The organism is Nocardioides sp. URHA0020 (genome assembly GCF_000620705.1).
Classification (GTDB): domain Bacteria; phylum Actinomycetota; class Actinomycetes; order Propionibacteriales; family Nocardioidaceae; genus Nocardioides.
In genome coordinates this window covers 196,963-221,056 of sequence record NZ_KK211172.1, presented here as the reverse complement: position 1 = coordinate 221,056, position 24,094 = coordinate 196,963, and the positions used below count along the sequence as shown (strand labels likewise).

Annotated in this window: 27 protein-coding genes; 19 read left to right on the top strand and 8 right to left on the bottom strand. The window is 72.2% G+C overall.

Annotated features, from left to right (window positions below; all coding sequences use genetic code 11):
* The first annotated feature begins 21 nt into the window (after positions 1 to 21).
* Together dapB and N542_RS0122130 are read left to right on the top strand one after the other, a co-directional pair.
* Entirely contained in the window at positions 22 to 780 is a 759-nt protein-coding gene (dapB, locus tag N542_RS0122135; RefSeq protein WP_036509410.1) for a 4-hydroxy-tetrahydrodipicolinate reductase, read from the top strand.
* Positions 781 to 897: 117 nt separating this feature from the next.
* Entirely contained in the window at positions 898 to 2,394 is a 1,497-nt protein-coding gene (locus N542_RS0122130; RefSeq protein ID WP_028645796.1) for a M4 family metallopeptidase, read from the top strand.
* 58 nt (positions 2,395 to 2,452) lie between these two features.
* Here the strand turns inward: N542_RS0122130 and N542_RS0122125 are convergent, their stop codons facing one another.
* From N542_RS0122125 to N542_RS0122110, 4 genes are read right to left on the bottom strand one after another with little or no spacing between them, the layout of a single operon-like run.
* Positions 2,453 to 2,752: an AzlD domain-containing protein gene (locus tag N542_RS0122125; protein WP_028645795.1), complete on the bottom strand. Its 300-nt coding sequence runs from the start codon at positions 2,750 to 2,752 to the stop codon at positions 2,453 to 2,455.
* The gene (locus N542_RS0122120; RefSeq protein WP_028645794.1) at positions 2,749 to 3,438 is read right to left on the bottom strand and encodes an AzlC family ABC transporter permease; all 690 of its coding nucleotides are present in this window, start codon (positions 3,436 to 3,438) and stop codon (positions 2,749 to 2,751) included. Before N542_RS0122120 ends, N542_RS0122125 begins: the two co-directional genes overlap by 4 nt.
* Positions 3,439 to 3,448: 10 nt before the next feature.
* The gene (locus N542_RS0122115) at positions 3,449 to 3,667 is read right to left on the bottom strand and encodes a hypothetical protein (RefSeq protein WP_155993311.1); all 219 of its coding nucleotides are present in this window, start codon (positions 3,665 to 3,667) and stop codon (positions 3,449 to 3,451) included.
* Between the two features lie 52 nt (positions 3,668 to 3,719).
* On the bottom strand, positions 3,720 to 4,274 hold the full coding sequence (locus N542_RS0122110) for a GNAT family N-acetyltransferase (protein WP_028645792.1): 555 nt from the start codon (positions 4,272 to 4,274) through the stop codon (positions 3,720 to 3,722).
* Between the two features lie 84 nt (positions 4,275 to 4,358).
* Here N542_RS0122110 and paaA point away from each other — a divergent pair, with 84 nt between their 5' ends.
* From paaA to paaE, 5 genes are read left to right on the top strand one after another with little or no spacing between them, the layout of a single operon-like run.
* A complete protein-coding gene (gene paaA, locus N542_RS0122105; RefSeq protein WP_028645791.1) occupies positions 4,359 to 5,282 on the top strand; it encodes a 1,2-phenylacetyl-CoA epoxidase subunit PaaA in 924 nt (307 codons plus the stop codon).
* Positions 5,279 to 5,560: a 1,2-phenylacetyl-CoA epoxidase subunit PaaB gene (gene paaB, locus N542_RS0122100; RefSeq protein WP_028645790.1), complete on the top strand. Its 282-nt coding sequence runs from the start codon at positions 5,279 to 5,281 to the stop codon at positions 5,558 to 5,560. Before paaA ends, paaB begins: the two co-directional genes overlap by 4 nt.
* Positions 5,557 to 6,279, top strand: a complete 723-nt coding sequence (gene paaC / locus N542_RS0122095) for a 1,2-phenylacetyl-CoA epoxidase subunit PaaC (RefSeq protein ID WP_028645789.1) — start codon at positions 5,557 to 5,559, stop codon at positions 6,277 to 6,279. Before paaB ends, paaC begins: the two co-directional genes overlap by 4 nt.
* Positions 6,276 to 6,746: a 1,2-phenylacetyl-CoA epoxidase subunit PaaD gene (gene paaD / locus N542_RS0122090; protein WP_231482834.1), complete on the top strand. Its 471-nt coding sequence runs from the start codon at positions 6,276 to 6,278 to the stop codon at positions 6,744 to 6,746. The genes paaC and paaD overlap by 4 nt, the downstream gene beginning before the upstream one ends.
* Complete coding sequence (gene paaE / locus N542_RS0122085; RefSeq protein ID WP_028645787.1) at positions 6,747 to 7,808, top strand: 1,2-phenylacetyl-CoA epoxidase subunit PaaE; 1,062 nt, start codon at positions 6,747 to 6,749, stop codon at positions 7,806 to 7,808.
* Here paaE and N542_RS0122080 read toward each other — a convergent pair.
* Positions 7,805 to 8,116, bottom strand: a complete 312-nt coding sequence (locus N542_RS0122080) for a hypothetical protein (protein ID WP_028645786.1) — start codon at positions 8,114 to 8,116, stop codon at positions 7,805 to 7,807. The genes paaE and N542_RS0122080 overlap by 4 nt on opposite strands.
* Positions 8,117 to 9,011: 895 nt before the next feature.
* On the opposite strand from N542_RS0122080, the gene N542_RS0122075 reads away from it, so the two are divergent.
* Positions 9,012 to 10,016 carry an aldo/keto reductase family protein gene (locus tag N542_RS0122075; protein ID WP_028645785.1) on the top strand — a complete coding sequence of 335 codons (1,005 nt, stop codon included), beginning with the start codon at positions 9,012 to 9,014 and terminating at the stop codon, positions 10,014 to 10,016.
* Here N542_RS0122075 and N542_RS0122070 read toward each other — a convergent pair.
* Positions 10,013 to 10,597: a DUF3043 domain-containing protein gene (locus N542_RS0122070; RefSeq protein ID WP_028645784.1), complete on the bottom strand. Its 585-nt coding sequence runs from the start codon at positions 10,595 to 10,597 to the stop codon at positions 10,013 to 10,015. The two genes, N542_RS0122075 and N542_RS0122070, sit on opposite strands and share 4 nt — an antisense overlap.
* A gap of 121 nt (positions 10,598 to 10,718) precedes the next feature.
* Here N542_RS0122070 and N542_RS0122065 point away from each other — a divergent pair, with 121 nt between their 5' ends.
* The 9 genes from N542_RS0122065 (at position 10,719) to N542_RS0122025 (ending at position 20,167) form a co-directional block, all read left to right on the top strand.
* A complete protein-coding gene (locus tag N542_RS0122065) occupies positions 10,719 to 11,501 on the top strand; it encodes a PspA/IM30 family protein (RefSeq protein WP_028645783.1) in 783 nt (260 codons plus the stop codon).
* A 44-nt stretch (positions 11,502 to 11,545) separates the two neighbouring features.
* Positions 11,546 to 12,457, top strand: coding sequence for a zinc metalloprotease HtpX (gene htpX, locus N542_RS0122060; RefSeq protein WP_028645782.1), 912 nt, complete (start codon positions 11,546 to 11,548; stop codon positions 12,455 to 12,457).
* Complete coding sequence (gene pspAB / locus N542_RS0122055; protein ID WP_028645781.1) at positions 12,457 to 13,032, top strand: PspA-associated protein PspAB; 576 nt, start codon at positions 12,457 to 12,459, stop codon at positions 13,030 to 13,032. Before htpX ends, pspAB begins: the two co-directional genes overlap by 1 nt.
* 105 nt (positions 13,033 to 13,137) lie before the next feature.
* Entirely contained in the window at positions 13,138 to 14,325 is a 1,188-nt protein-coding gene (locus N542_RS0122050) for an efflux RND transporter periplasmic adaptor subunit (RefSeq protein ID WP_231482833.1), read from the top strand.
* Complete coding sequence (locus tag N542_RS0122045) at positions 14,322 to 15,035, top strand: ABC transporter ATP-binding protein (protein WP_028645779.1); 714 nt, start codon at positions 14,322 to 14,324, stop codon at positions 15,033 to 15,035. Before N542_RS0122050 ends, N542_RS0122045 begins: the two co-directional genes overlap by 4 nt.
* A complete protein-coding gene (locus tag N542_RS0122040; protein ID WP_028645778.1) occupies positions 15,032 to 16,258 on the top strand; it encodes an ABC transporter permease in 1,227 nt (408 codons plus the stop codon). Before N542_RS0122045 ends, N542_RS0122040 begins: the two co-directional genes overlap by 4 nt.
* 38 nt (positions 16,259 to 16,296) lie before the next feature.
* Positions 16,297 to 17,160 (top strand): DUF5666 domain-containing protein, encoded by an 864-nt coding sequence (locus N542_RS26095; RefSeq protein WP_155993309.1) that lies wholly within the window; start codon positions 16,297 to 16,299, stop codon positions 17,158 to 17,160.
* The gene (locus tag N542_RS0122030) at positions 17,157 to 18,914 is read left to right on the top strand and encodes an HlyD family efflux transporter periplasmic adaptor subunit (RefSeq protein WP_028645777.1); all 1,758 of its coding nucleotides are present in this window, start codon (positions 17,157 to 17,159) and stop codon (positions 18,912 to 18,914) included. The genes N542_RS26095 and N542_RS0122030 overlap by 4 nt, the downstream gene beginning before the upstream one ends.
* A gap of 47 nt (positions 18,915 to 18,961) precedes the next feature.
* Positions 18,962 to 20,167, top strand: coding sequence for a sensor histidine kinase (locus N542_RS0122025; protein WP_197026057.1), 1,206 nt, complete (start codon positions 18,962 to 18,964; stop codon positions 20,165 to 20,167).
* Between the two features lie 13 nt (positions 20,168 to 20,180).
* Here the strand turns inward: N542_RS0122025 and nadA are convergent, their stop codons facing one another.
* The gene (gene nadA / locus N542_RS0122020) at positions 20,181 to 21,365 is read right to left on the bottom strand and encodes a quinolinate synthase NadA (protein WP_028645775.1); all 1,185 of its coding nucleotides are present in this window, start codon (positions 21,363 to 21,365) and stop codon (positions 20,181 to 20,183) included.
* 30 nt (positions 21,366 to 21,395) lie between these two features.
* Entirely contained in the window at positions 21,396 to 22,277 is an 882-nt protein-coding gene (locus N542_RS0122015) for a GNAT family N-acetyltransferase (RefSeq protein ID WP_028645774.1), read from the bottom strand.
* Between the two features lie 33 nt (positions 22,278 to 22,310).
* Between N542_RS0122015 and N542_RS0122010 the strand changes: the two genes are divergently transcribed.
* Both N542_RS0122010 and erpA read left to right on the top strand, forming a co-directional pair.
* Entirely contained in the window at positions 22,311 to 23,405 is a 1,095-nt protein-coding gene (locus N542_RS0122010; protein WP_028645773.1) for a glycerate kinase family protein, read from the top strand.
* A gap of 60 nt (positions 23,406 to 23,465) precedes the next feature.
* Complete coding sequence (gene erpA / locus N542_RS0122005) at positions 23,466 to 23,828, top strand: iron-sulfur cluster insertion protein ErpA (protein ID WP_028645772.1); 363 nt, start codon at positions 23,466 to 23,468, stop codon at positions 23,826 to 23,828.
* Positions 23,829 to 24,094 lie beyond the last annotated feature (266 nt).

Genomic DNA, 24,094 nt, shown 5'->3' with positions numbered 1-24,094 from the left:
TGTGCCGGTAGGTTTGGCCGCGTGAGCGACCGGTCGATCAAGGTGGGCGTGCTCGGCGCGCGGGGCAGGGTCGGCGCCGAGGTGTGCCGGGGCGTCGAGGCGGCCGACGGGCTGGACCTCGTGGCCGCGGTCGACGCGGGCGACGACATCGCCGACCTGGTGACGGCCCAGGTCGAGGCGGTCGTCGACTTCACCCATCCCGACGTGGTGATGGACAACCTCCGGTTCTGCATCGCTCGGGGCATCCACGCCGTCGTCGGCACGACCGGCTTCGACGACGCGCGGCTCGACACCCTGCGGGGGTGGCTCGACGACGCTCCCGCTGCCGGGGTGCTGATCGCTCCCAACTTCTCGATCGGCGCGATCCTGATGATGCGCTTCGCCGCGGCGGCAGCCCCGTTCTACGAGTCGGTCGAGGTCGTCGAGCTGCACCACCCCGACAAGGCGGACGCTCCCTCCGGCACGGCCCGTCGTACGGCGGAGCTGATCGCCGCCGCGCGTCGCGGGGCCGGCCTCGGCCCGGTCCCGGACGCGACGAGCACCGGCCTCGACGGAGCCCGCGGCGCCGACGTCGACGGGGTCCGCGTGCACGGGCTGCGGCTGCGTGGCCTGGTGGCGCACCAGGAGGTGCTCTTCGGCGGCCCGGGGGAGACCCTGACCATCCGCCACGACTCGCTCGACCGGGCGTCGTTCGTGCCCGGCGTGATCACCGGCCTGCGTGCGATCGCCGACCACCCCGGACTCACCGTCGGCCTCGAGCACTTCCTGGACCTGGACTGAGCCTGGCTCAGGTTCGTGCAATGCACGAACCTGCGCGTGCCTCCTGGTTCCGCCCGTCGTTGAGAGCGGCAAGGCTGCGGGTCTCGTAGCCCTCCTCGACCACGAGAAGGACCTCTCATGCGCACGATCTCGGGACTGGCCGCCGCCGCGGCACTCGCCCTCGTGGCTGTCGGTGCACCGGCCGACGCCGCACCCACCTTGGAGACCGAGGGCACGGCGTACGACGTCGTCGGCGTCATCACCGATGCCGACGGCACCACCCACACCCGGATGGTCAGCACGTACGACGGCCTGCCGGTGATCGGCGGCGACCGCGTGGTCCACCGCGGGCCGGCCGGAGCGCGGCGCGGGGTCAGCCAGACCCTGAAGGCGCCGCTGAGCGTGATCACCCGCCCGGTCGTCGGGCTCGCCCGGGCCGAGGCCGTCACGGGAGCCGAGGCCGAGTCCTCGCGACTCGTCGTCGACGCGACCTCGGGCACCGGCCGCCTCGCGTGGGAGGTCGTCACCGGGGGCACCCAGGCCGACGGCACGCCGAGCCGGCTCGCGACGTACGTCGACGCCCGCACCGGCAGGGTCCTGTGGCGCGAGCAGCAGATCGAGACGGTCGACGGCTCGGGCCAGTCGCTCTACTCCGGCACCGTGCCGCTGCGGCTCACGCGGTCGGGCTCGACGTACCAGCTCAAGGACGCGACGCGCGGCAACACGTACACGACCGACGTCAAGAACAAGGAGGACTCGCTGATCTGCCAGATCCTGGGCAGCGGCTGCCAGACCGGCACCCTCTTCACCAGCCCGGACACGTCCTTCGGCACCGGCGCGACGAGCAGTCGCGAGTCCGCAGCGGTCGACGCGCAGTACGGCACGAACATGACGTGGGACTTCTACCAGCAGACCTACGGGCGCCACGGGATCTTCGGCGACGGCACCGGCTCCTACAACCGGGTGCACTACGGCAAGAGCTACGTGAACGCCTTCTGGGACGGCACCAAGATGACGTACGGCGACGGTGACGGCACCAGCTACGGCCCGCTCGTCTCGCTCGACGTCGCGGGTCACGAGATGTCGCACGGCGTCACCGAGCACTCGGCCAACCTCACCTACGACGGGGAGTCCGGCGGCCTCAACGAGGCGACGTCCGACATCTTCGGGACGATGGTGGAGTTCTTCGCCGGCAACGCCAGCGACCCGGGCGACTACCTGATCGGCGAGGAGTTCGACCTCAAGAGCCACCTCGGTCTGCGCCGGATGGACGACCCGGCGTCCGACGGCAGCTCGCTGGGGTGCTGGTCGTCCTCCGCCGGCGACGTCGACGTCCACTACTCCTCCGGCATCGGCAACCACTTCTTCTACCTGCTCGCCGAGGGCTCGGGCGCGAAGAACCTCAACGGGGTGTCCTACAACAGCCCCACCTGCAACGGCTCGACCGTCAGCGGCATCGGCCGCGACGACGCGGCGCGGATCTGGTACCGCGCCCTGACGGTCTACATGACGTCCGGCACCGACTACCACGGTGCGCGGACGGCCAGTCTGGATGCGGCTCGCGACCTCTTCACCGCGGGCAGCGTCCAGTACGACGCGGTCGCCACGGCCTGGAGCGCTGTCGGCGTGAGCTGACCCTCTGGGAGACCGCGAGGGGGGCCCGCGCCGGCAACGGCGCGGGTCCTACCTGTCTCTAGACGAGCCGCACCAGGGCCGCCGCGAGGGCCGCGCCGAAGACCACGACCAGGAAGGGCGCGCGGAGCACCAGGAGCACGACCGCGACGCCGAGACCGAGGGCGCGGGCGTCGATCGCCAGGCTGTGCCCGCGGCTGAAGACCTGCACCGCGATCAGGGCGGCCAGCAGCGCGACCGGGATGTAGTCGGCGACCCGTTCGACCAGCGGCCGCTCGAGCACCCGCGGGGGCACGGAGAGGCCGGCCAGCTTGAGCAGGTAGCACCCGATCGCGGTGAGGCCGACCGCCACCCAGATCATCGGGGCTCGTCCTTCGTCAGCACCCCGGCGAGCAGGGCGACGGCGGCGGCCGCCAGGACGGGTACGCCGGCCGGCACGACCGGCACCGTCGCGAGCGCGACCGCGGCGGCGGCCGCGGCGACCAGCTGGTTGCGCCGCGTCGTGAGCCGCGGCCAGAGCAGGGCGAGGAAGGCGGCGCCGACCGCGGCGTCGAGTCCGTAGGTGCGGGGGTCGCCGATCGCGTTGCCGGCGACCGCGCCGGCGAGCGTGGCGAGGTTCCAGAGCACGAACACCGAGATGCCGGTGGTCAGGAAGCCGAGCCGGGCGGCCCGGGTCGTCTCCCGGGTCACCGACATGGCCGTCGACTCGTCGATGAGCACCTGGGCGGCGAGCGCGCGACGCCAGCCCGTCCAGGCGAGCAGGGGAGCGAGCCGCAGCCCGTAGAGCGTGTTGCGGGTGCCGAGCAGCATCGCGGTCAGGGCGCCGGAGATCGGGGCACCGCCGGCCGCGATCACTCCCACCAGTGCGAACTGGCTGGCACCGGTGAAGACGAAGAAGGACAGCGCGCAGGTCTGCGCGACCGACAGCCCGGAGGCGACGGACACCGCGCCGAAGCCGACGCCGTACGCCCCGGTCGCGACACCGACGCCGAGGCTGTCGCGGATGATCGACGTCCGCTGGTGTGGGTCGAGCGGGGCGTCGGTCACCCCGACGAGGTTAGTGGCGGCGTACGCGCACCGGGCGGGGGTGGTGCCGGAAGTCGTGGAGCAGGACGTAGTCGAGCAGCAGCCCGACGAGCAGGCCCCAGCCGACGCCCGCGGCGATCGCCGCCGGTCCGGCCACGAGCTGGGCCAGCCAGACGCCCGACAGGACGCCGACGACCAGCGAGGTCAGGATGACCAGGATGCGGTGGAGCTGCGGCAACGGTCCGAACACGACGACCCCCGATGTGGAGTGGACCTCCATCGTGACCGTCACAGCCAGGAAATCAAGAGGTCTCGCCTGTGAGTGCGGTGTGAAGGCGGACCTGCTTGACGCGCGTGGTCCCGCCGCCGTCCAGGTCGAGCTCGCGATGGGCGCCGTCGGCGCCCCAGCCGGCCTCGGTGAGGAACGCCCGCAGCGCGTCGTCTCCCGCCATCGACCACAGCACGGCCCGCTGGAACCGGTCCGCGACGAGCGTGTCGACCGCGGCCTGGAGCAAGCGGGAGCCGTGGCCCTTGCCGCGCTCCTGCGGGTCGATCGTGAGCTCGGAGAGCTCGCCGTCGGCCACCGGGTCGCAGTCGGGGTCGCTCGCCGGCGCGGTGATGGCGAAGCCGACCACCCGGTTGCGCTCGAGCGCCACGAGCACCCGGTTGCGTGCGTCGCTGGGCCGCTGCAGCGACGCCTGCCAGGCCGCGGCGGTCGCCTCGACGTCGTCGGGCAGGGCGTCGGCGGGCAGGAGGTCGGCGTACACCTCGCGCCAGGTGCGCAGCTGCAGTCCGGCGATCGCGGGCGCGTCGTCGGCCCACGCGATGCGGACCGAGACGTCGGCGGTGGGGCTCATGGCGCCATCCTGTCAGCCCGCCCGTTGTTACACGGCGAGGCTCGTCAGGGTGCGAGGTGTAACAACTCTGGTAGCGTGCCGGAGGTGACCTTCGATCAGCTCCTCGCCGATGACGGACGGGTCGAGCCGCGCGACGAGATGCCGGACGCCTACCGCCGGACCCTGATCCGCCAGATCGCCCAGCACGCGCACTCCGAGATCATCGGCATGCAGCCCGAGGGCAACTGGATCAGCCGGGCGCCGAGCCTGCGCCGCAAGGCGATCCTGATGGCGAAGGTGCAGGACGAGGCGGGTCACGGCCTCTACCTGTACGCCGCCGCCGAGACGCTCGGCGTCGACCGTGCCGACCTGCTCGACCAGCTGCACACCGGCCGGCAGAAGTACTCCTCGATCTTCAACTACCCGACGCTGTCCTGGGCCGACGTCGGCGCCATCGGCTGGCTGGTCGACGGGGCCGCGATCGTCAACCAGGTGCCGCTGTGCCGCTGCTCCTACGGGCCGTACGCGCGAGCGATGGTGCGGGTGTGCAAGGAGGAGTCCTTCCACCAGCGTCAGGGCTTCGAGATCCTGCACACGCTCGCGCACGGCTCGCCGGCACAGCACGCGATGGCGCAGGACGCCGTCGACCGCTACTGGTGGCCGTCGCTGATGATGTTCGGCCCGCCCGACGACGACTCGCCCAACTCGGCGCGCTCGATGGCGTGGGGCATCAAGCGGTTCTCCAACGACGAGCTGCGGCAGCGCTTCGTCGACATGACCGTGCCGCAGGCCGAGGTGCTCGGGCTGACGCTGCCGGACCCCGAGCTCCGGTGGGACGAGGAGCGTGGGCACTACGCCTTCGGCACCGTCGACTTCTCGGAGCTGCAGGAGGTGATCGCCGGCAACGGTCCCTGCAACCGCGACCGGATGGCGCACCGGGTGGGTGCGCACGAGGACGGCGCCTGGGTGCGCGACGCGGCCACGGCGTACGCCCTGAAGCAGGCGGCGCGCACGGAGGGTGCGGCATGACGCAGTGGCCGCTGTGGGAGGTCTTCGTCCGATCCCGGCGCGGGCTGTCGCACGTGCACGTCGGGTCGCTGCACGCTCCGGACGCGGAGCTGGCGCTGCGCAACGCCCGCGACGTCTACACCCGGCGCCAGGAGGGCGTGTCGCTGTGGGTGGTGCCCTCAGCGGAGATCGTGGCGTCGGACCCGGGGGAGCGCGAGGCGTTCTTCGACCCCGCCGACGACAAGGTCTACCGGCACCCGACCTTCTACTCCGTCCCGGACGGGGTGGAGCACCTGTGAGCCTCGTCCCGTACGTCCTCGCGCTGGCCGACGACGCCCTCGTCTCGGCGCAGCGGACCGCCTGGTGGATCAGCCGGGCGCCCGAGCTCGAGGAGGACCTGGCGCTGGCCAACATCGGGCTCGACCAGCTCGGCCAGGCCCGCTCGCTGCTGTCGTACGCCGGCGCCGTCGAGGGTGCCGGGCGCACCGAGGACGACCTGGCCTACCTGCGCGACGACCGCGACTTCCGCAACGTGTGGCTGGTCGAGCGGCCGCAGACCGACTTCGGCGTGACCATGGCGCGGTTGCTGGTCTTCTCGAGCTGGCAGTGCGAGCTGTACGCCGCGCTCGCCTCGTGCGGGGACCCCACGGTGTCCGCGATCGCGGCCAAGGCGGTCAAGGAGGTGGCCTACCACCGCGACCACGCCCGCCTCTGGACGCTGCGCCTGGGCGACGGGACCGAGGAGTCGCACCAGCGGATGCAGGCGGCGCTCGACGCGGAGTGGCCCTATGTCGAGGAGCTCTTCGAGCCCGTCGACGGCGCGCTGGTCGACCCGGCGTCCCTGCGCACCGCCGTGCTGGACCGGGTGCAGTCCGTCGTCCAGGACGCGACGCTCGCCGTACCGACGACGGCGCCGGTCGTGGGCGGTGGTCGGCGCGGCCTGCACACCGAGCACCTCGGGCACCTGCTCGCCGACATGCAGCACCTGCACCGCTCGCACCCGGGGGTGACCTGGTGACCGTCTCGACCCCCGGCAGCGCCTGGAAGATCGCGGCCGACGTCCTGGACCCGGAGCTCCCGGTGGTGACGATCGCCGACCTCGGGATCCTGCGCGACGTCACCGAGGACGACCAGGGGCGCGTGCACGTGCAGATCACGCCGACGTACTCCGGCTGCCCGGCGATGGAGACCATCAGCGCCGACCTCGTCGAGGCACTGACGACCGCCGGCTACCAGCACGTCGACGTGGAGTTCGTGCTGGCGCCCGCGTGGACCACGGACTGGATGAGCGAGGAGGCCAAGGTCAAGCTCGCGGCGTACGGCGTCGCGCCCCCAGGTCCGGTCGCGCTGGTGCTCGCGGTGCGCTGCCCGCAGTGCGGGTCGCTCGACACCCGCGAGTCGAGCCGCTTCGGGTCGACCGCATGCAAGTCGCTGTGGGTCTGTGGCTCGTGCCGCGAGCCGTTCGACCACTTCAAGGCGCACTGAGTGTCGGCGACCTTCCACGCGCTGCGCGTCGCGGCGATCGACGAGCTCACCGACGACGCGGTGGCCCTGACCTTCGACGTGCCGCCCGAGCTCGCCGACGACTTCGTCTTCACTCCCGGCCAGCACCTCAACATCCGCGGCGGCGACGACGTGCGCCGCTCGTACTCCATCTGCACCGCACCGTCCTCCGGCAGATTGCGGATCGGGGTGAAGCGGCTCCCGGGCGGCGCGTTCAGCGAGGGCGTGCTCGGGGCGCTGGCGGTCGGCGACTCACTCGACGTGATGACGCCGTCCGGACGGTTCACCACGACGATCGACCCGGCGGCCTCGCGCAGTTGCGTGGTCGTCGCCGCCGGCTCCGGGATCACGCCCGTGCTGTCGATCGTCACGGCGGTCCTCGAGGGTGAGCCCGGCTCGTCGGTGACGCTGGTCTACGCCAACCGGACGCACCGGACGGTGATGTTCCTCGACGAGGTGCACGACCTCAAGGACCGCTTCCCGTCCCGGTTGCAGATCGTGCACGTCCTCTCGCGGGAGGACTCCGACGTCGAGCTGCTCTCCGGCCGCCTCGACGGGGAGCGCCTGCTGCGCATCGCGGCTGCCCTGGTGCCCGCGGCTGCCGAGGCGGACTGGTTCCTCTGCGGGCCGCAGCAGCTCCTCACCGAGCTGCGCGCGGCCGTCTCGTCGCTCGGCGTGCCCGCGCCGCGGATCCACAGCGAGCTCTTCCACGCTGACCCGGTGCGACGGGCTCCCGTCGTCTCCCTGGTGGGTGCGCCCGAGGGGGCGGCGCGCGTCACGATCCGCCTGGACGGCCGTTCGTCGACGCTGGAGCTGCGCCCCGACGACGTGCCCGTCCTCGAGGCCGCGCTCCGGGTCCGCTCCGACCTGCCCTTCGCCTGCAAGGGCGGGGTCTGCGGCACGTGCCGGGCGCGGGTGGTGTCCGGCAGCGTCGCGATGGACGCCAACTACGCCCTCGAGCCCGAGGAGATCGAGCGCGGCTACGTGCTGACCTGCCAGTCGCACCCGACCTCGTCCGAGGTCGTGCTCGACTACGACGGCTAGGGCGTCTGCTGCTCGCGCCGCTCGTGCAGGCGCTGCTGGGCGGCCTCGACGTACGCCAGGCACGGCGCCGCCTCGGCGTCGGGGTGCTTCTCGAGGAGGTGGAAGATCCACCGGTCCATCGCCGCCATGTAGCCGTTGTCGCCGCCGGGGCGGTGCGTCGACCACTTGGCCTTGCCCTTGGCGGCGCAGGTGGTGCAGCCGATCTTGTAGAGGAACTGCTTGTCCCCGTCGAGATCGATCTTTACCGTCGCCAGAGGGCCGGCCTCGACGGCCGCCTTCCGCTCACGAGCGGATCTGCTCGCCACCATGTCGTGCCCTCTCGTCGTCCGACCCGAAGCCTACGGCGGGGGTGCTGTCGACGGTCCCCACCGGTGGTTGAGGAGGGCCGCCAGGCCCGTCTCGAACAGGAGGGCGCGGCCCCACCCCGGTGGTTGAGGAGGGCCGCTAGGCCCGTCTCGAAACCCCCGCAGCACAGGAGCGAGGTCGGGTGTGAAGAGTGGTTTCGAGGCTCAGGCCTGGCGGCCTTCGCACCTCAACCACCGGGGGCTCCGGTGGTTGCGGAGAGCGCGGCCCGGCCCACCCGGCGGTTGAGGAGAGCGCGGCCCCTCCGGTGGTTGGGGAGAGCGCGGCCCCTCCGGTGGTTGAGGAGGGCCGCTAGGCGCGTCTCGAAACCCCCGCAGCCGACGTACGTCGTCGGGTGCGGGGGTCTCGACGACGCTCGCTGGCGCTCGCTGCTCGACCACCGGAGAACACCGGTGGTTGAGGAGAGCGGCGGCCCCCCCGGTGGTTGAGGAGGGCCGCTAGGCCCGTCTCGAAACCCCCGCAGCCCGGCGCGCGATTTTAGGTGCGGGGGTCTCGACGACGCTCGCTGGCGCTCGGCTCGACCACCGGGGGCTCCGGTGGTTGAGGAGGGCCGCCAGGCCCGTCTCGAAACCCCCGCAGCCCACGTACGTCGTCGGGTGCGGGGGTCTCGACGACGCTCGCTGGCGCTCGCTGCTCGACCACCGGAAGCCCCGGTGGTTGAGGAGAGCGGCGGCCCCACCCCGGTGGTTGAGGAGGGCCGCTAGGCCCGTCTCGAAACCCCCGCAGCCGAGGCGCGAGGTCGGGTGCGGGGGTGTCGACGACGCTCGCTGGCGCTCGCTGCTCGACCACCGGGCGTACCGGGTCTGACGCGGCAACCGTCACGGGCCTAGGCTCGAAACCATGAAGACTCGGCACCTCGGTGGCAGTGGACTCAAGATCTCGGAGATCGCGTACGGCAACTGGCTGACCCACGGGTCGCAGGTGGAGGAGGACGCGGCGACGGCGTGCGTACGGCGCGCGCTGGACGAGGGCATCACGACCTTCGACACCGCGGACGCCTACGCCAACACCGCGGCGGAGACCGTGCTCGGCGAGGCGCTGAAGGGCGAGCGGCGCGAGGGGCTGGAGATCTTCACCAAGGTCTACTGGCCCACCGGCCCGGGCAAGCACAACGACCACGGGCTGTCGCGCAAGCACATTCACGAGTCGATCAACGGGAGCCTGCAGCGGCTGCAGACCGACTACGTCGACCTCTACCAGGCCCACCGCTACGACCACGAGACGCCGCTCGAGGAGACGATGGAGGCGTTCGCCGACGTCGTGCGCCAGGGCAAGGCGCTGTACATCGGGGTGAGCGAGTGGCGCGCGGAGGAGATCCGGGCGGCGCACGCGCTGGCCCGGGAGCTGCACATCCCGCTGGTCTCCAACCAGCCGCAGTACTCCATGCTCTGGCGGGTCATCGAGGCCGAGGTGGTGCCGACCAGCGAGGAGCTGGGCATCGGCCAGGTCGTGTGGTCACCGATCGCCCAGGGCGTGCTCACGGGCAAGTACCTGCCCGGTCAGGCGGCCCCCGAGGGGAGCCGCGCGACCGACGACAAGGGCGGCGCGAACATGATCAAGCGCTGGCTCCAGGACGACGTGCTCGAGCGGGTCCAGCAGCTCAAGCCCATCGCCGACGAGGCCGGCCTGACGCTGGCACAGCTCGCGGTCGCCTGGGTGCTGCAGAACGACAACGTGTCCGCCGCCATCATCGGCGCGAGCCGCCCCGAGCAGGTCAGCGACAACGCGAAGGCGTCCGGGGTCGTCCTGGAGCCGGCGACGCTGACCGCGATCGACGACGTCGTCGGACCGGTGGTCGAGCGCGACCCGGCGAAGACCCAGTCGCCGAGCTCGCGGGACTTCTAGCGGTAGTCGTCGGGCAGCTGCTGCCCGATGCGCACCTGGGACTTCGGCAGTCGCATGAACTTCATCTGCATCGCCCGCGTCACGGCGTAGTAGGTCAGGCCCTTGGTGGACTTGCCCGGGAAGCGCGGCGCGAACGCCTTCTTCAGTCGCATGCGGAGCAGGAAGAGGTCCATCACGACGACGACGACGGTGCCGAGCAGGAGCGTGTTGCCGACGCGCGCCAGGCTCGCGTTGCCCGAGTAGCCGAGGATCATCGTCACGAGCAGGAGCGGGATGACCAGCTCGATCAGCGAGAAGCGGCTGTCGACGAAGTCGCGCACGAACCGGCGCTCCGGTCCCTTGTCGCGAGCCGGGTAGTAGCGCTCGTCGCCGTCGCGCATGGCCTGCCGGACGGTCTTGCTCGACTCGGAGCGGGTCGAGCGCTGGGCGGTGGCCTGCTCCTTGCGGGTGCGTGGCGCACCCTTGGCACGTGCCTTGGCGGCGGCCTCCGCCTCCTTGCGGGTCGGGGTGGGACGACCCTTGCCCCCCACCTTGGCGACTGCGGGTTCGGGAGCGGACTCTTGCTTGCTGCGACGGAACAACGCTGGACCTTCAGTAGCGGGGACGAAACCTGGGGTCAGACTACCGGCGTCGTCGCCCTCCCTTGCTTTTGCGCCTAGGGTTGAGGTCCAGACCGAACCGTTTCGAGAGGGATCTCTCCGCATGGGCATTTGGCAGCGCTTCAGCCTCATCTTCCGATCGAAGGCCAACAAGGCCCTCGACCGTGCAGAGGACCCCCGCGAGACCCTCGACTACAGCTACCAGCGTCAGCTCGACCTGCTCGCCAAGGTACGGCGGGGCGTCGCCGACGTCGCGACCAGCCGCAAGCGGGTGGAGCTGCAGATCAACCAGCTCGAGCAGCAGTCGACGAAGCTCCAGGACCAGGCCCAGAAGGCCATCACGATGGACCGTGAGGACCTCGCCCGCGAGGCTCTCACGCGCAAGTCCGGCCTCACCGCCCAGATCGCGGACCTGAAGACCCAGCTCGGGCAGCTCCAGGCCGAGGAGGAGAAGCTCGTCCTCGCCCAGCAGCGGCTGCAGGCCAAGGTCGAGTCCTTCCGCACGCGCAAGGAGACGATCAAGGCGACGTACACGGCCGCCGAGGCGCAGACCCGGATCAACGAGGCCATGTCGGGCATCGGTGACGAGCTCGGTGACGTCGGCCAGGCGATCCAGCGGGCCGAGGACAAGACCGCGCAGATGCAGGCCCGTGCCGGCGCCATCGACGAGCTGATCGCGTCGGGCGCCCTGGACGACGTGACCGCGACCAGCGGCGGCGACGACATCGCCCGCGAGCTCGACGCCTTGAGCTCCCGGGCCGACGTCGAGGCCGAGCTGGCCGCGCTCAAGGGTGGCGGTACGCCGGCCTCCGCGCAGCTCGAGGCGGGCGAGGACGGCGGCGACATCCTCGCGGTCGAGAAGAAGTCCGAGGGCGAGCAGGCCTGACCCGCGCCGGCTGACCCGCTTGGGTCGCCAGGGAGAATTGCGGCATGGCACGCACTCGGTTCGTCGGCGATCCCGGGCTGACCGCCCGGATGACCGCCGTCATGTTCCTGCTCGGCGCACTGTTCGTCGGCCTGATCGCGGTGCTCATCGCGATCATGCCGATCGGCTGGGCTCCTTTCATCGGCATCATCGGTCTCGGCCTGGTGTGGTTCCAGTGGTACAAGTCCGACACCGTCGCCATGAAGGCGATGGGCGCCCGTGAGGTCAGCCCGCAGGAGGCACCCGAGCTGCACGGCATGATCGACCGCCTCTGCGCGCTCGCCGACATGCCGAAGCCGCGGGTCGGCATCGCCGACACCAGCCTGCCCAACGCGTTCGCCACGGGGCGCTCGCCCCAGCGCTCGGTGGTGGTGGTGACCACCGGCATCCTCCGGCGGCTCGACGCCGAGGAGCTCGAGGGCGTCCTCGCCCACGAGCTCTCCCACGTCGCCCACCGCGACGTGCTGGTCATGACGGTGGCCTCCTCGGCGGGCATCATCGCCGGCATGCTCACCCGGGGAGCGCAGTATGGCGCGATCTTCGGGGGCGGCCGCCGCGACAACAACAACGGACTGCCGGTCTGGCTCGTCGTGCTCGTGGTCAGCCTGATCACGTACGCCGTCAGCTTCGTGCTCCTCAAGCTGCTCTCGCGCTACCGCGAGCTGTCGGCCGACCGCTCGGGCGCCTACCTGACGATGAAGCCCGAGGCGCTCGCCTCCGCGCTGCAGAAGATCACCGGAGAGATCAACACGATCCCGGACCGGGACCTGCGCGGGACCCAGGCGATGAACGCCTTCTTCATCGCCCCGGCGGCCGCCGGTGTCTCGCTGCGCACCCTCACCTCGACCCACCCGACGCTCGAGCAGCGTCTCGAGCAGCTCGCCAAGATCCGCGCCGAGCTCGACCGCACCGCCTGATGGGCTTCTGGGACGTCATCACCGGTCGCACCCGCCCGAAGCAACCCCAGCTCGACTCGCTCTTCCTGGTCCCCAGCGCGGCCATCACGCTCGAGACGACCCTCGGGCTGAGGCCCACGGGCACCGGTGCCGCCTGCTACCGCGCGGCGACCGGGCAGGCCTTCCACCAGGTGCAGGCCGACGTGGTCGAGCTGCTCAACGCCGACCCGGACGCTCCGGACGTCGAGGTGTCCCAGGACGAGTTCGGCTTCACCTGGCTGGTGGTGCACCGCGATCCCGATGACCCGGCCGCGCTGTGCACCGACCTGCATGCCGTCAACACGGCGCTCGAGGACCAGGGTTTCGGTCCCGGGCTGCTGTGCTCGCTCATCCCGTTCGCGGGCGTGGACGGTCGCCGGATCGGCCTCGTCTACCTCTACAAGCGCGGCAGCTTCTACCCCTTCGCCCCGAAGGCGGGGGAGAAGGAGCGCGACAACCTGCTGGAGATCAACCTGCGCGACACGCTCGCCGGCGAGCTCCCGGTCGAGCAGGACCTCGGTCGCTGGCTCGCCGTCTGGGGCGCTCCCGGGCTCTGACCCACAGGTGCCCCACAGGCAGCCGCCACGTCGGCCACAGCCGACCTCGACACAGTCCTCCTGACCGGCCCCTCGGGGCGTGCACGAACGTCACGAGGAGTGCTGGTGCGGATCTCTCTGCGGGGACGGAGGCGCGCCTGGCTCGCCGTACCCGTCGTCCTGGTGGTGGCAGCCGGCAGCGGCGGGTGGCTGATGACGCGGGACTCTCCGGCGGCGGCCCAGGCGACCACGGCGACGGTGTCGACCTCGACCATGCAGGAGACGGTCGCCGCGTCCGGCACCGTGGAGCCCGCCAGGAGCGCCGACCTCGACTTCGAGGTCTCCGGCACCGTGAGCCACGTGTACGTCGCCGCGGGCGACCGCGTGAAGAAGGGCCAGGCGCTGGCCCGCGTCGATGCGGACGCACTCGTGGCGAGCCGCACCGCCGCTGAGGCGACGCTGACGGCGGCCGGGGCGCAGCTGGCCGACGACCAGGACGCCGACGCCTCCGACACCCAGCTGGCCGCCGACCAGGCCTCGATCCTGTCCGCCCGGGCGTCGCTCGACGAGGCCGAGGAGGCCGTCGAGGACGCCACGCTGCGCTCGACCATCACCGGCACGGTCGTCGCCCTCGACCTCGCGAAGGGCGACGTCGTCGGCACCTCCTCCGGTGGCGGCGGTGCTGCCTCGACGGGCGCCACGACCGGATCCGCCACCACGTCGACGAGCGCGGTCACGGTCCAGTCGACCGGGCACTATGTCGTCTCGGCGACCGTGTCCAGCACGGACGTGGCGCGGCTCAAGGAGGGCCTCCAGGCGACCATCACGCCCACGGGGGTGGCTGATCCCGTCTACGGCACCGTCGCCTCCGTCGGGCTGGTCGCCCAGACGAGCTCCAGCGGAGCGGCGGTCTTCCCGGTGACCATCGCCGTGACCGGCACCCGCACGGACCTCTACGCGGGCACGTCGGCCGACGCCTCGATCGTGGTCAAGCAGGTCGATGACGTCCTCACGGTGCCCAGCCGCGCGCTCAAGACCTCCGGCGCCACGACGTACGTCCTCGAGGTCGTGGGGGACAGGAGCGTGCGGACGACGGTGACGACCGGCGCGACGTACGGCATGTCGACCGAGGTCACAAGGGGGCTCCAGGACGGCGACGTCGTCGAGATCCCCGGCTTCACCCGCCCGAGCGGTGGCGGTGGCTCCGGCAACCAGCAGGGCGAGCTCCCCGACTTCGACGACCAGCAGCCGCCCGGAGGCTTCCCGGCCGGCGGCCAGGGCGGACCGCAGCTGCAGCAGGGCGGCGGTCAATGACCGCCTCCCACCTCGATCCCCCCATCATCGAGCTGACCGGGGTCCGCAAGACCTACCGGTCCGGCAGCATCGAGTTCGAGGCGCTGCGGGGCATCGACACCGGCATCGACGCGGGGGAGTACGTCGCCGTGATCGGCCCGTCCGGCTCCGGCAAGTCGACCCTGATGAACCTCCTGGGCTGCCTGGACAACCCCACCGAGGGGCACTACCGGCTGGCGGGCGAGGACGTCTCCGAGATGTCCGAGGCCCAGCTCGCCGAGGTGCGCAACCGGCGGATCGGCTTCGTCTTCCAGCAGTTCAACCTGCTCGCCAGCCTGCCCGCCTGGCGCAACGTCGAGCTGCCGCTCGTGTACGCCGGGATGCCGCGCGCGGAGCGTCGCGAGCGGGCCATCGCCGCCCTCGGTCGCGTCGGGCTGTCCGACCGCACCGAGAACCGGCCGGGCGAGCTGTCCGGCGGACAGCAGCAGCGTGTCGCCGTCGCCCGGGCGCTGGTCACCGAGCCCGCGCTGATCCTTGCCGACGAGCCCACCGGCAACCTGGACTCCGGCTCCACCGCCGACGTCCTGGACCTCCTCGACGAGCTGCACGCGAGCGGTCGCACCATCGTCCTGATCACGCATGAGCACGACGTCGCCGCGCGTGCCAGCAGGCGGCTGATCATCAGTGACGGCCGGATCACCTCCGACGAGCGAGCGGGCGTGACCCCGTGAGCTGGCTCGAGACCTTCCGCGCAGGCATCGAGGCCGTCCGCGCCCACCGGCTCCGCTCGCTGCTGACCATGCTCGGCATCGTCATCGGGATCTCGTCGGTGATCCTCACCGTCGGGCTCGGCCAGGGTGCCCAGGACGAGGTGAAGGACCAGATCAGCGCGCTCGGCAGCAACCTGCTGATCGTCTCGCCGGGCAGCAGCACGAGCTCCAGCGGCGTCCGGGGCGGCTTCGGCTCGGCCTCGACCCTCACGCTCCAGGACGCCACCGCCATGGCCGACCGCTACGTGGTGCCCGACGCGGCGAAGGTCGCCCCGACCACGTCGGGCTCCACGTCGCTGACCGCCGGCGAGACCAACTGGACGACCTCGGTCGTCGGGACGACGACCGCCTGGCTCGACGTACGCGCCCGGGCGCTGTCGTCCGGCCGGTTCTTCACCGCCCAGGAGGTCGAGCAGGCCGCTGACGTGGTCGTGCTCGGCTCCGACACGGCGAGCGAGCTCTTCTCCTTCGGCAGCCCGGTCGGGCAGACCGTCACCGTCGACGGGACCCCCATGAGCGTCATCGGCGTGCTCGCCTCCTCGGGGTCGTCGTCGACCGGGTCGAGCGAGGACGACCAGGCCGTGATGCCGATCGGCACCGCGAAGCAGGTCACCGGCGGCAGCGGCTCGTCGGTCTCCACCATCTACGTCGAGGCGGGGTCGGCCGAGACGCTCGCCGCGGCGTACCAGGAGATCGACGCCCTGCTGCTCAACCTGCACGGGGTGAGCGCGGCCGCGGCCGACTTCAGCATCTCGACCCAGGACTCGCTGGTGGAGACCGCCAACGCGACCAACCAGACCCTCACCGTGCTGCTCGGCGGCATCGCCGCGATCTCGCTGCTGGTCGGCGGGATCGGCGTCATGAACATCATGCTCGTCTCCGTCACCGAGCGGGTCCGCGAGATCGGGCTGCGCAAGGCGCTGGGCGCGACGCCGAAGGTCATCCGCCGCCAGTTCCTGGTCGAGGCCTCGGTGCTCGGCCTGGCCGGAGGGGTGGTCGGGGTGCTGATCGGCACCGTCGGGGCACAGGTCCTGCCGCCCCTCATCGACCAGCCGGTGTCGGTGTCCGTGGTCGCGACCCTGGCCGCGATCGGCACAGCCCTCGCCCTCGGCATCGGCTTCGGGGTCTACCCGGCCAGCCGAGCCGCCCGCCTCACCCCCATCGACGCGCTGCGCAGCGAATGACCGCGCAGCCCCTGACGTCCCGGAAGGACAACCGATCCATGAAGCTCACCCGCGTCACCCTGGCCACGGCCACGTCCGTGCTCCTGCTCGCCGCTCTCGCGGCCTGCGGCGGCAACGACGACACGGCGGCCTCCGCAGCCGAGGGAGGTCAGGCGGCGGGCGGTCAGCAGCAGAGCGCGGCCCCCGGGGGTCAGACCCGGATGCCCGGCGCGTCCGGCACCGTCGCCGCGGTCAGCGGCAGCACCGCGCAGGTGCAGAACGACCAGTCCGGCCAGGTCGCGGTGACGTGGACGGCGACGACGGTCTTCACCCACCAGGTCGACGCCGCGCTCGCCGACGTGGAGGTCGGCGCCTGCGTGGCCGTCACCTCCGACGGCGCGACCACCACCGATGACGGCCCCGTGGCCGCGACGTCGGTGCGGATCACCGCGGCGACCGACGACGGCTGCGCGGCCGGCTTCGGCGCGATGGGCGGCGGCCCGGGTGGAGGGCGCCCGTCGGGTGCGCCCAGCGACCTGCCGAGCGACCGGCCGAGTGACCTGCCCAGTGACCTGCCCAGCGACCGGGCTGGTGGCCCGGGTGGCGGTCGGGCGGGCGGCACCTTCGGCGAGGTCACGGCCGTCTCGGCGGACGGGTTCACCGTCTCGTCCACGCGCCCCGGGGAGGACGCGACGACCACCGTCGAGGTCACGGTCGCGGGAGCCACGACGTACACGACGACCGCCGCGGCGAGCTCCTCCGCGGTCAAGATCGGCGCCTGCGTGACCGCGACCGGGACGACGGACGGCACCGGTGCCGTCACGGCCACCCGGGTCAGCGTCAGCGACGCGGTCGACGGTCAGTGCGGCGGCGGCTTCATGCGCCCGGCCGGCGGCAAGGCCTCGAACGGGTCCGGCCAGTGACCGGACGCCGGATCCGCCGCGGGCTCGCCGTGCTCGCCGTCGTCGGCCTGGTGGGGGGCGGGTACGCCGCGTACGCCGCCACCGGCGACGAGGCGACCTACCGCACAGCCGTCGCCGCCGTCGGCGACGTCGAGCAGACGCTCGCCCTGTCCGGCACCGTCGAGCCGTCCGGCCTGGCCGACCTGCAGTTCGGCACGAGCGGGACCGTCGCTTCCGTGAAGGTCGCGGAGGGTGACGAGGTCACCGCCGGGCAGGTGCTGGTCCGCCTGGACCGCACGTCGCTGAGCACGACCGTCACGAAGGCGCATGCCCAGCTCACGTCCGCCCGAGCCCAGCTGGAGTCCGACGAGGCCGCGCAGGCCGACACGATCAGCTCGGCGTCGGACACGTCCACCGGCTCGGCCGACCAGCCGACTGCGTCATCGACGCCAGCCAGCGTGCCCAGCCAGGAGTCCGCACCCCAGGCGAGCCCCTCGAGCAACCCGACCGCGCAGGCGACGCCGTCGAGCCCCGCGTCGAACCCGGCCCTGGAGAAGGCACTGGTGACCCTGGCCGAGCAGCAGCGGGCGGTCACCGGCGCCCAGACCACGGCGTCCACGGCGATCGCGGCCGCGAAGACCGCGCTCGCCGCGCAGACGGACGCGTGCGAGGACGCCTACGACGAGCCGACGGCCGACCCGTCGGCGGACCCCTCCGCGGACCCGACCGCGACACCGACCCCGACGCCCGACCGCGACGACGAGGCTTGCGCGATCGCGCTGACGGCGGTGCAGACGGCCCAGGACTCCGTCGCCACGGCCCAGGACGACCTGCAGGACGCCCTCGACGACCTCGCGGGCACGTTGACGGCCGCCGTGAAGACGCTCGACCACGCGGCAAGTCAGGCGAGTGACCAGCCGACGACCCAGCCGACGACGCACGCAACGGCCCCTCCCGCCGACCAGTCCACGGCCTCGGCCCCGACCGACCAGGTCGCCTCCGGCCAGGGCTCGAGCTCCCAGGGCGAGGCGGCCGGCACGTCGCCAACGCCGACCCGGACGGTCACAGCGGCGACGCTGGCGCGCGACCAGGCCTCGATCGACCAGGCCCGTGCGGAGCTGGTGGCGGCGAAGCTGTCGCTGCGTGCGGCGACCGTGCGTGCGCCGTACGCCGGCCGGATCGCCTCGGTGTCCGCCGTCGCGGGCGCCGGCGTCGGTGCCGGTGACGCGGCGGTCACGGTGATCGCTCCCGGTGCGACGACGGTCGTGCTCACCGTCACCGACACCCAGGTCCGGCAGCTCGAGGTCGGTCAGCAGGCCCAGGTGACCCCGGCCGGCGCGGACGTCGCCCTGGCTGGCCGGGTGACGGCGATCGGCGCGGTGCCGGACACCTCGTCCGGCAGCACGACGTACCCGGTCACCGTCACGCTCGACGAGCGCGACCTCAGCCTGCCGTCCGGGCTGACCGCGGCGGTCGCCGTCGTGGTCGGGGAGGCGAAGGACGTCGTGACCGTGCCCGCCTCGGCGGTCCGCTCCGGCTCGGTGACGGTCGTCGACGGCGACGGCACGACCAGGACGCGGGTCACCACCGGTGTGGTCGGCACCCGCCTGATCGAGGTGAGCGACGGGCTCGCCGTCGGCGACCGCGTCGTGCTGGCGGACCTCTCGGCCGCGGTGCCGACGAGCGACTCGCAGTCCGACCAGCGCACGCGCGGCTTCGGTCAGGGCTTCGGTGGTGGCACCGGCGGTGGAGCGCCGCGGTCCTTCGGTCGCTGATGCGAGGGTGGGTGACCTCGTCGCCGCGGCGTACTAGCCTTCACGCCGTGACCGCTGGGGGTGTGGACGCGCACCGCGTCGCCGAGATCGGCAAGTACCGCGTCCTGCTCGACCCGCCGCGCGCCGACCTGATGGCGCTGGTCGAGGTGGCGGCCCTGGTGGCGCAGGTGCCGATGGCGACGATCAACCTGATCACCGACACCGAGCAGCACCAGATCGCGACCCACGGCTTCGACGCGTCGGTGTGCCGTCGCGCGGACTCGATGTGCGACGTCGTGCTCGACGCGGGCGCGCCGGTGATCGTGCCGGACGCCAGCCAGGACGCGCGGTTCCGCGACAACCCGTTCGTCACCGGGGTGATCGGCAGCGTCCGGTTCTACGCCACGCACCAGCTGGTGACCCCGGAAGGCGTGGTGATCGGCACCCTGTGCGTCTTCGACGAGCAGGCGCGCACCATCACCGACGACCAGGAGAAGGCGCTGGTGTCGCTCGCCGAGCGGGTCGTCGACCTGCTCGAGCTGGAGCTGCGGACGCGGGAGCTGAGCTCCTCGGTGGTCGAGCTCGAGGACGCCCGCGCCGAGCTGGAGCGCTCCAACGAGCAGCTCGCGGCGTTCGCCGGCCAGGTCAGCCACGACCTCCGCAACCCGCTGACCGCGGTCACGCTGTCGCTGAAGATGATCGAGGAGGAGGTCGAGGCTGCTGCGGACGACCAGCTGGAGATGACCTTCCTCCTGCACCGTGCGATCGGCGGCGCCGACCGGATGCAGTCGCTGATCAACGACCTGCTCGCCTTCGCCCGCGTGGGCGGCGAGCTGCAGCGCGGGCGGGTCGACCTGGCCGCCGTGTTCGCCGAGGTCCAGGAGGACCTCGCCACCGCGCTCGCCGGCGCGACCGTCATCGTCGGGGAGCTGCCGACCGTGATCGGTGACGGGGTCCAGCTGCGGGCGGTGCTCCAGAACCTGACGGCGAACGCCGCGAAGTTCGTCCGTCCCGGTCAGCCCGCCCGGATCGAGGTCGACTCGGTCCGCCTCGGCGACCGCTGGCGGATCGAGGTGACCGACCACGGCCCCGGCATCCCCGCGGACCACCGGGAGCGGGTCTTCCAACCGCTCGCCCGGGTCAACGACGACATCGAGGGCTCCGGCATCGGGCTGACCACCTGCCGCCGGATCGTCGAGGCCCACGGCGGCCGGATCGGCCTGACCGACGCGCCGCACGGCGGCACCTGCGCCTGGTTCGAGCTCCCGGACTGACCGGAGCGCCGGGTCAGTCCTTGTGGGTCCTGCCCGGCAGCGCGAGCATCCGCTCGAGCGCGACGAGCGCGTACTTCTCGGTCTCCGGGTCGACCTCGATCCGGTTCACGACCTGACCGGCGACCAGCGACTCGAGCGCCCAGACGAAGTGCGGGAGGTCGATCCGGTTCATCGTCGAGCAGTAGCAGACCGTCTTGTCCAGGAAGGTGATCTGCTTGTCGGGGTGGGCGGCCGCGAGCCGCTTCACCAGGTTGAGCTCGGTGCCGATCGCCCAGCTGGAGCCCGCGGGGGCCGCCTCGATCGTGCTGATGATGAACTCGGTCGAGCCGACCAGGTCCGCCTTCAGCACGACCTCGTGCTTGCACTCGGGGTGCACCAGGATCTGGATGCCGGGGATGGTGGCGCGCAGCTGGTCGACGACCTCCTCGGAGAAGCGGCCGTGCACCGAGCAGTGGCCCTTCCACAGGATCATCGTGGCGTCACGCAGCTCCTCGGCGGTGAGCCCGCCGTTGGGGCGGTGCGGGTCCCACACGACGCAGTCGTCGAGGGTGAGGCCCATCTTGAGGATCGCGGTGTTGCGGCCGAGGTGCTGGTCGGGGAGGAACAGCACCTTGGCGCCGCCGGGGACGTCGGCCTTCTGCTCGAAGGCCCACTCGAGGGCGACCTCGGCGTTGCTCGACGTGCAGACGACGCCTCCGTTGCGGCCGCAGAACGCCTTGATGTCGGCGCTGGAGTTCATGTAGGTCACGGGTACGACGGACTCGGCGATGCCGGCTGCGGTCATCGCCTCCCACGCCATCTCGACCTGCGTGAGCCGGGCCATGTCCGCCATGGAGCAGCCCGCGGCGAGGTCGGGCAGGATCACCTGCTGGTCCGGGCCGGTGAGGATGTCGGCGGACTCCGCCATGAAGTGCACGCCGCAGAAGACGATGAACTCCGCGTCCGGGCGGGCGGCCGCGTCGCGGGCCAGCTTGAACGAGTCGCCCGTGACGTCGGCGAACTGGATGACCTCGTCGCGCTGGTAGTGGTGGCCGAGCACGAAGACCTTGCTGCCGAGCGCCTCCTTGGCGGCCAGGGCCCGTGCCACCAGGTCGGGGTCGGAGGCCGCGGGCAGGTCGCCCGGGCACTCGACGCCGCGCTCGCTGTTGAGATCGGTGCCGCGCCCGAGGGGCAGCAGCGGGAGGTCCACGGTCGTCATGGTGTCGATCCTATTCGTGGGTCGCGGCACTCAGAGCAGGGCACCGTTGTGAACGTACGGCGCGGGCAGTTTCATCCCACGCAGCCCGAGGTAGCCCTCCTGGTGCAGCTCGAGGCGCGCGGCGAGCCCCACGTCGAGCACCCACTGGTTGGCGCCGGTGACGTGGTGGAGCGCGACCTGCTCCGCGCCGTCGGCCAGGGCGCCCCAGAGCAGGCGAGTCGCCGTACGCCGGTTGGACGCGGCCAGCAGCGCCAGCTGGCCGCGCTCGTTGAGGTAGGCGTAGCCCGAGCCGGTGGACGTGTCGGAGACCAGCAGCCGCCAGGACCGGAGCATCAGCTCGTGGTCGGGGCCGTGTCCGGCACCGCGGGCGGACCGGTCGAGGGAGTCCATGAGGTCGATGTCGGCTGCCGACCCCTCGCGCACCTTCTCCACGACCGGCAGGGTCGAGCGGTCGAGCGTGCCGGTCAGGTACATCTGCGGGTGCAGGTCGAAGCCGGCCTGGCGGTAGACCCGCACTGCCTTGGTGTCCGCCGACGACGAGAGCATCCCGCGGGTGCAGGCCCGGCCGTGGTGCAGGGCAGCGGCCAGGAGCGGTTTGCCGATGCCCTGGCCCTGGCGCCCGGGCACGACGGCGTACGTCGCCAGGCACCACAGCGTTTCGCGGCGGTAGGACGTGGCCATGCCGACCATGCCGGTGTCGTCCTCGGCGACCCAGCAGCCGCCCGGGTCGGTGCGCAGGAAGTGGCGGGTCCGCTCCAGCCAGCTGGCCCGGTGGGCCTCGGAGCGCCGCTCCGGCGCCGGCTCGGACGGCCTGCGCAGGCGGGTGTCGAGCTCGAAGAAGCCGTCGTCGCTGACGCGCTCGGCCTCCGGGACGTCGTCGGGTCGCATCGGCCGGATCGTCAGGTCTCCCACGGCACGACCCTAGGAGTCCGCAAGGATGGGCGCATGCGAGTTCTGGTGGCCCCCGACAAGTTCGCCGGCACTCTCACCGCGGTCGAGGCGGCCGAGGCGATCGCGCGCGGCTGGCACCGGCGTGCCCCGGCCGACGAGCTGGACCTGGCGCCGATGGCGGACGGTGGTCCGGGCTTCGTCGACGTGCTGCACGAGGCCCTCGGCGGCGAGCTGCTCGCCGTCACGGTGCGCGGCCCGCACGGGGAGCCGACCCCGGCCACGCTGCTCGTCCACCACCACCGCGGCCGGGTCACGGCGTACGTCGAGAGCGCGCAGGCCTGCGGGCTGCACCTGACGGGAGGCGAGGGCGCGGAGACCGCGACGACGTACGGCGTCGGAGAGCTGCTCCTGGCCGCGATCGACGCCGGAGCGACCCACGTCGTCCTCGGGCTGGGCGGGAGCGGGACCAACGACGGGGGAGCGGGACTGCTCGCCGCCCTCGGTGCGACCGCCGACCGCCCCTTGGACGCCGGAGCCGCGGGCCTGGCGGGGATCACGCGCCTGGAGCTGCCGGCGTTCGACCTCGATCTGGTGGCCGCCAGCGACGTGGATAGTCCGCTGACGGGGCTCTTCGGCGCGACCAAGGCGTTCGGGCCGCAGAAGGGGATCGCCGAGGATCGGCTGCCGGTCGTCGACGGCTGGCTCCAGGAGCTCGCGGCCGCCACCGACCGGCGCGTCGCTCTCGCCGACGGGGCCGGGGCCGCCGGTGGTCTCGGCTTCGCGGTGCTGCTGCTCGGCGGCACCCGGGAGCCGGGGACCGGCCTGGTCGCGGGGGCGCTGCGGCTCGCCGAGCGCGCCCGCGCGGCCGACCTGGTGATCACCGGGGAGGGCGCCTTCGACTACTCCAGCCGTGCCGGCAAGGTGCCGTACGGCGTCGCGGAGATCGCCGGGGAGGCGCTGCGGCCCTGCGTGGTGCTTGCGGGACAGGTGCACGTCGGCTCGCGGGAGATGCGGGCGCTGGGCGTCGAGTCGGCGTACTCCCTCGTCGAGTCGGCGGGTGAGGAGCGGGCGTTCGCGGATCCGGCCGGGGCGCTGGCGGACCTGGCCGAACGCATCGCGCGCACCTGGTCGCGCGAGTCCAGGGAATAACCGCCCGTGTGCGACCATTGGAACCAGTAACTGACTTCTGTCGACCTTGGGAGAACGCACATGACCGAGCAGGTCGAGACCACCACCGAGCGCCGCACCGACCAGATCAACCTGAGCGATGTCGCGGCCGGCAAGGTGAAGAGCCTGTTGGAGCAGGAGGGTCGTGACGACCTCGCGCTCCGCATCTCGGTGCAGCCGGGCGGCTGCTCCGGGCTTCGCTACCAGCTGTTCTTCGACGAGCGCACGCTCGACGGTGACGTCGTCACCGACTTCGACGGCGTGTCCGTCGTCGTCGACCGGATGAGCGTCCCCTACCTCAACGGTGCGCAGATCGACTTCGTCGACAGCATCGAGAAGCAGGGCTTCACCATCGACAACCCGAACGCCACGGGCTCCTGCGCCTGCGGCGACAGCTTCCACTGACGAGGCCACGTCGGCGGCCCCGCCGTCGGCGCTCGGCAACCTGAACCACGATCACAGCCCCGGACCTCGCGAGGTCCGGGGCTGTGGCGCGTCCGGGGCGGTGTCGGTGATCGAGTAGGGAAGGCCGCCAGGCCTGAGCGTCGTCGAGATCCCAGAGACGTAGGCAGGCGCTCGGGTGCGGGGGTCTCGACGACGCTCGCTGGCGCTCGCTGCTCGACCAGCGAGACCCGCCGGTGGTTGAGGAGGGCCGCCAGGCCCGTCTCGAA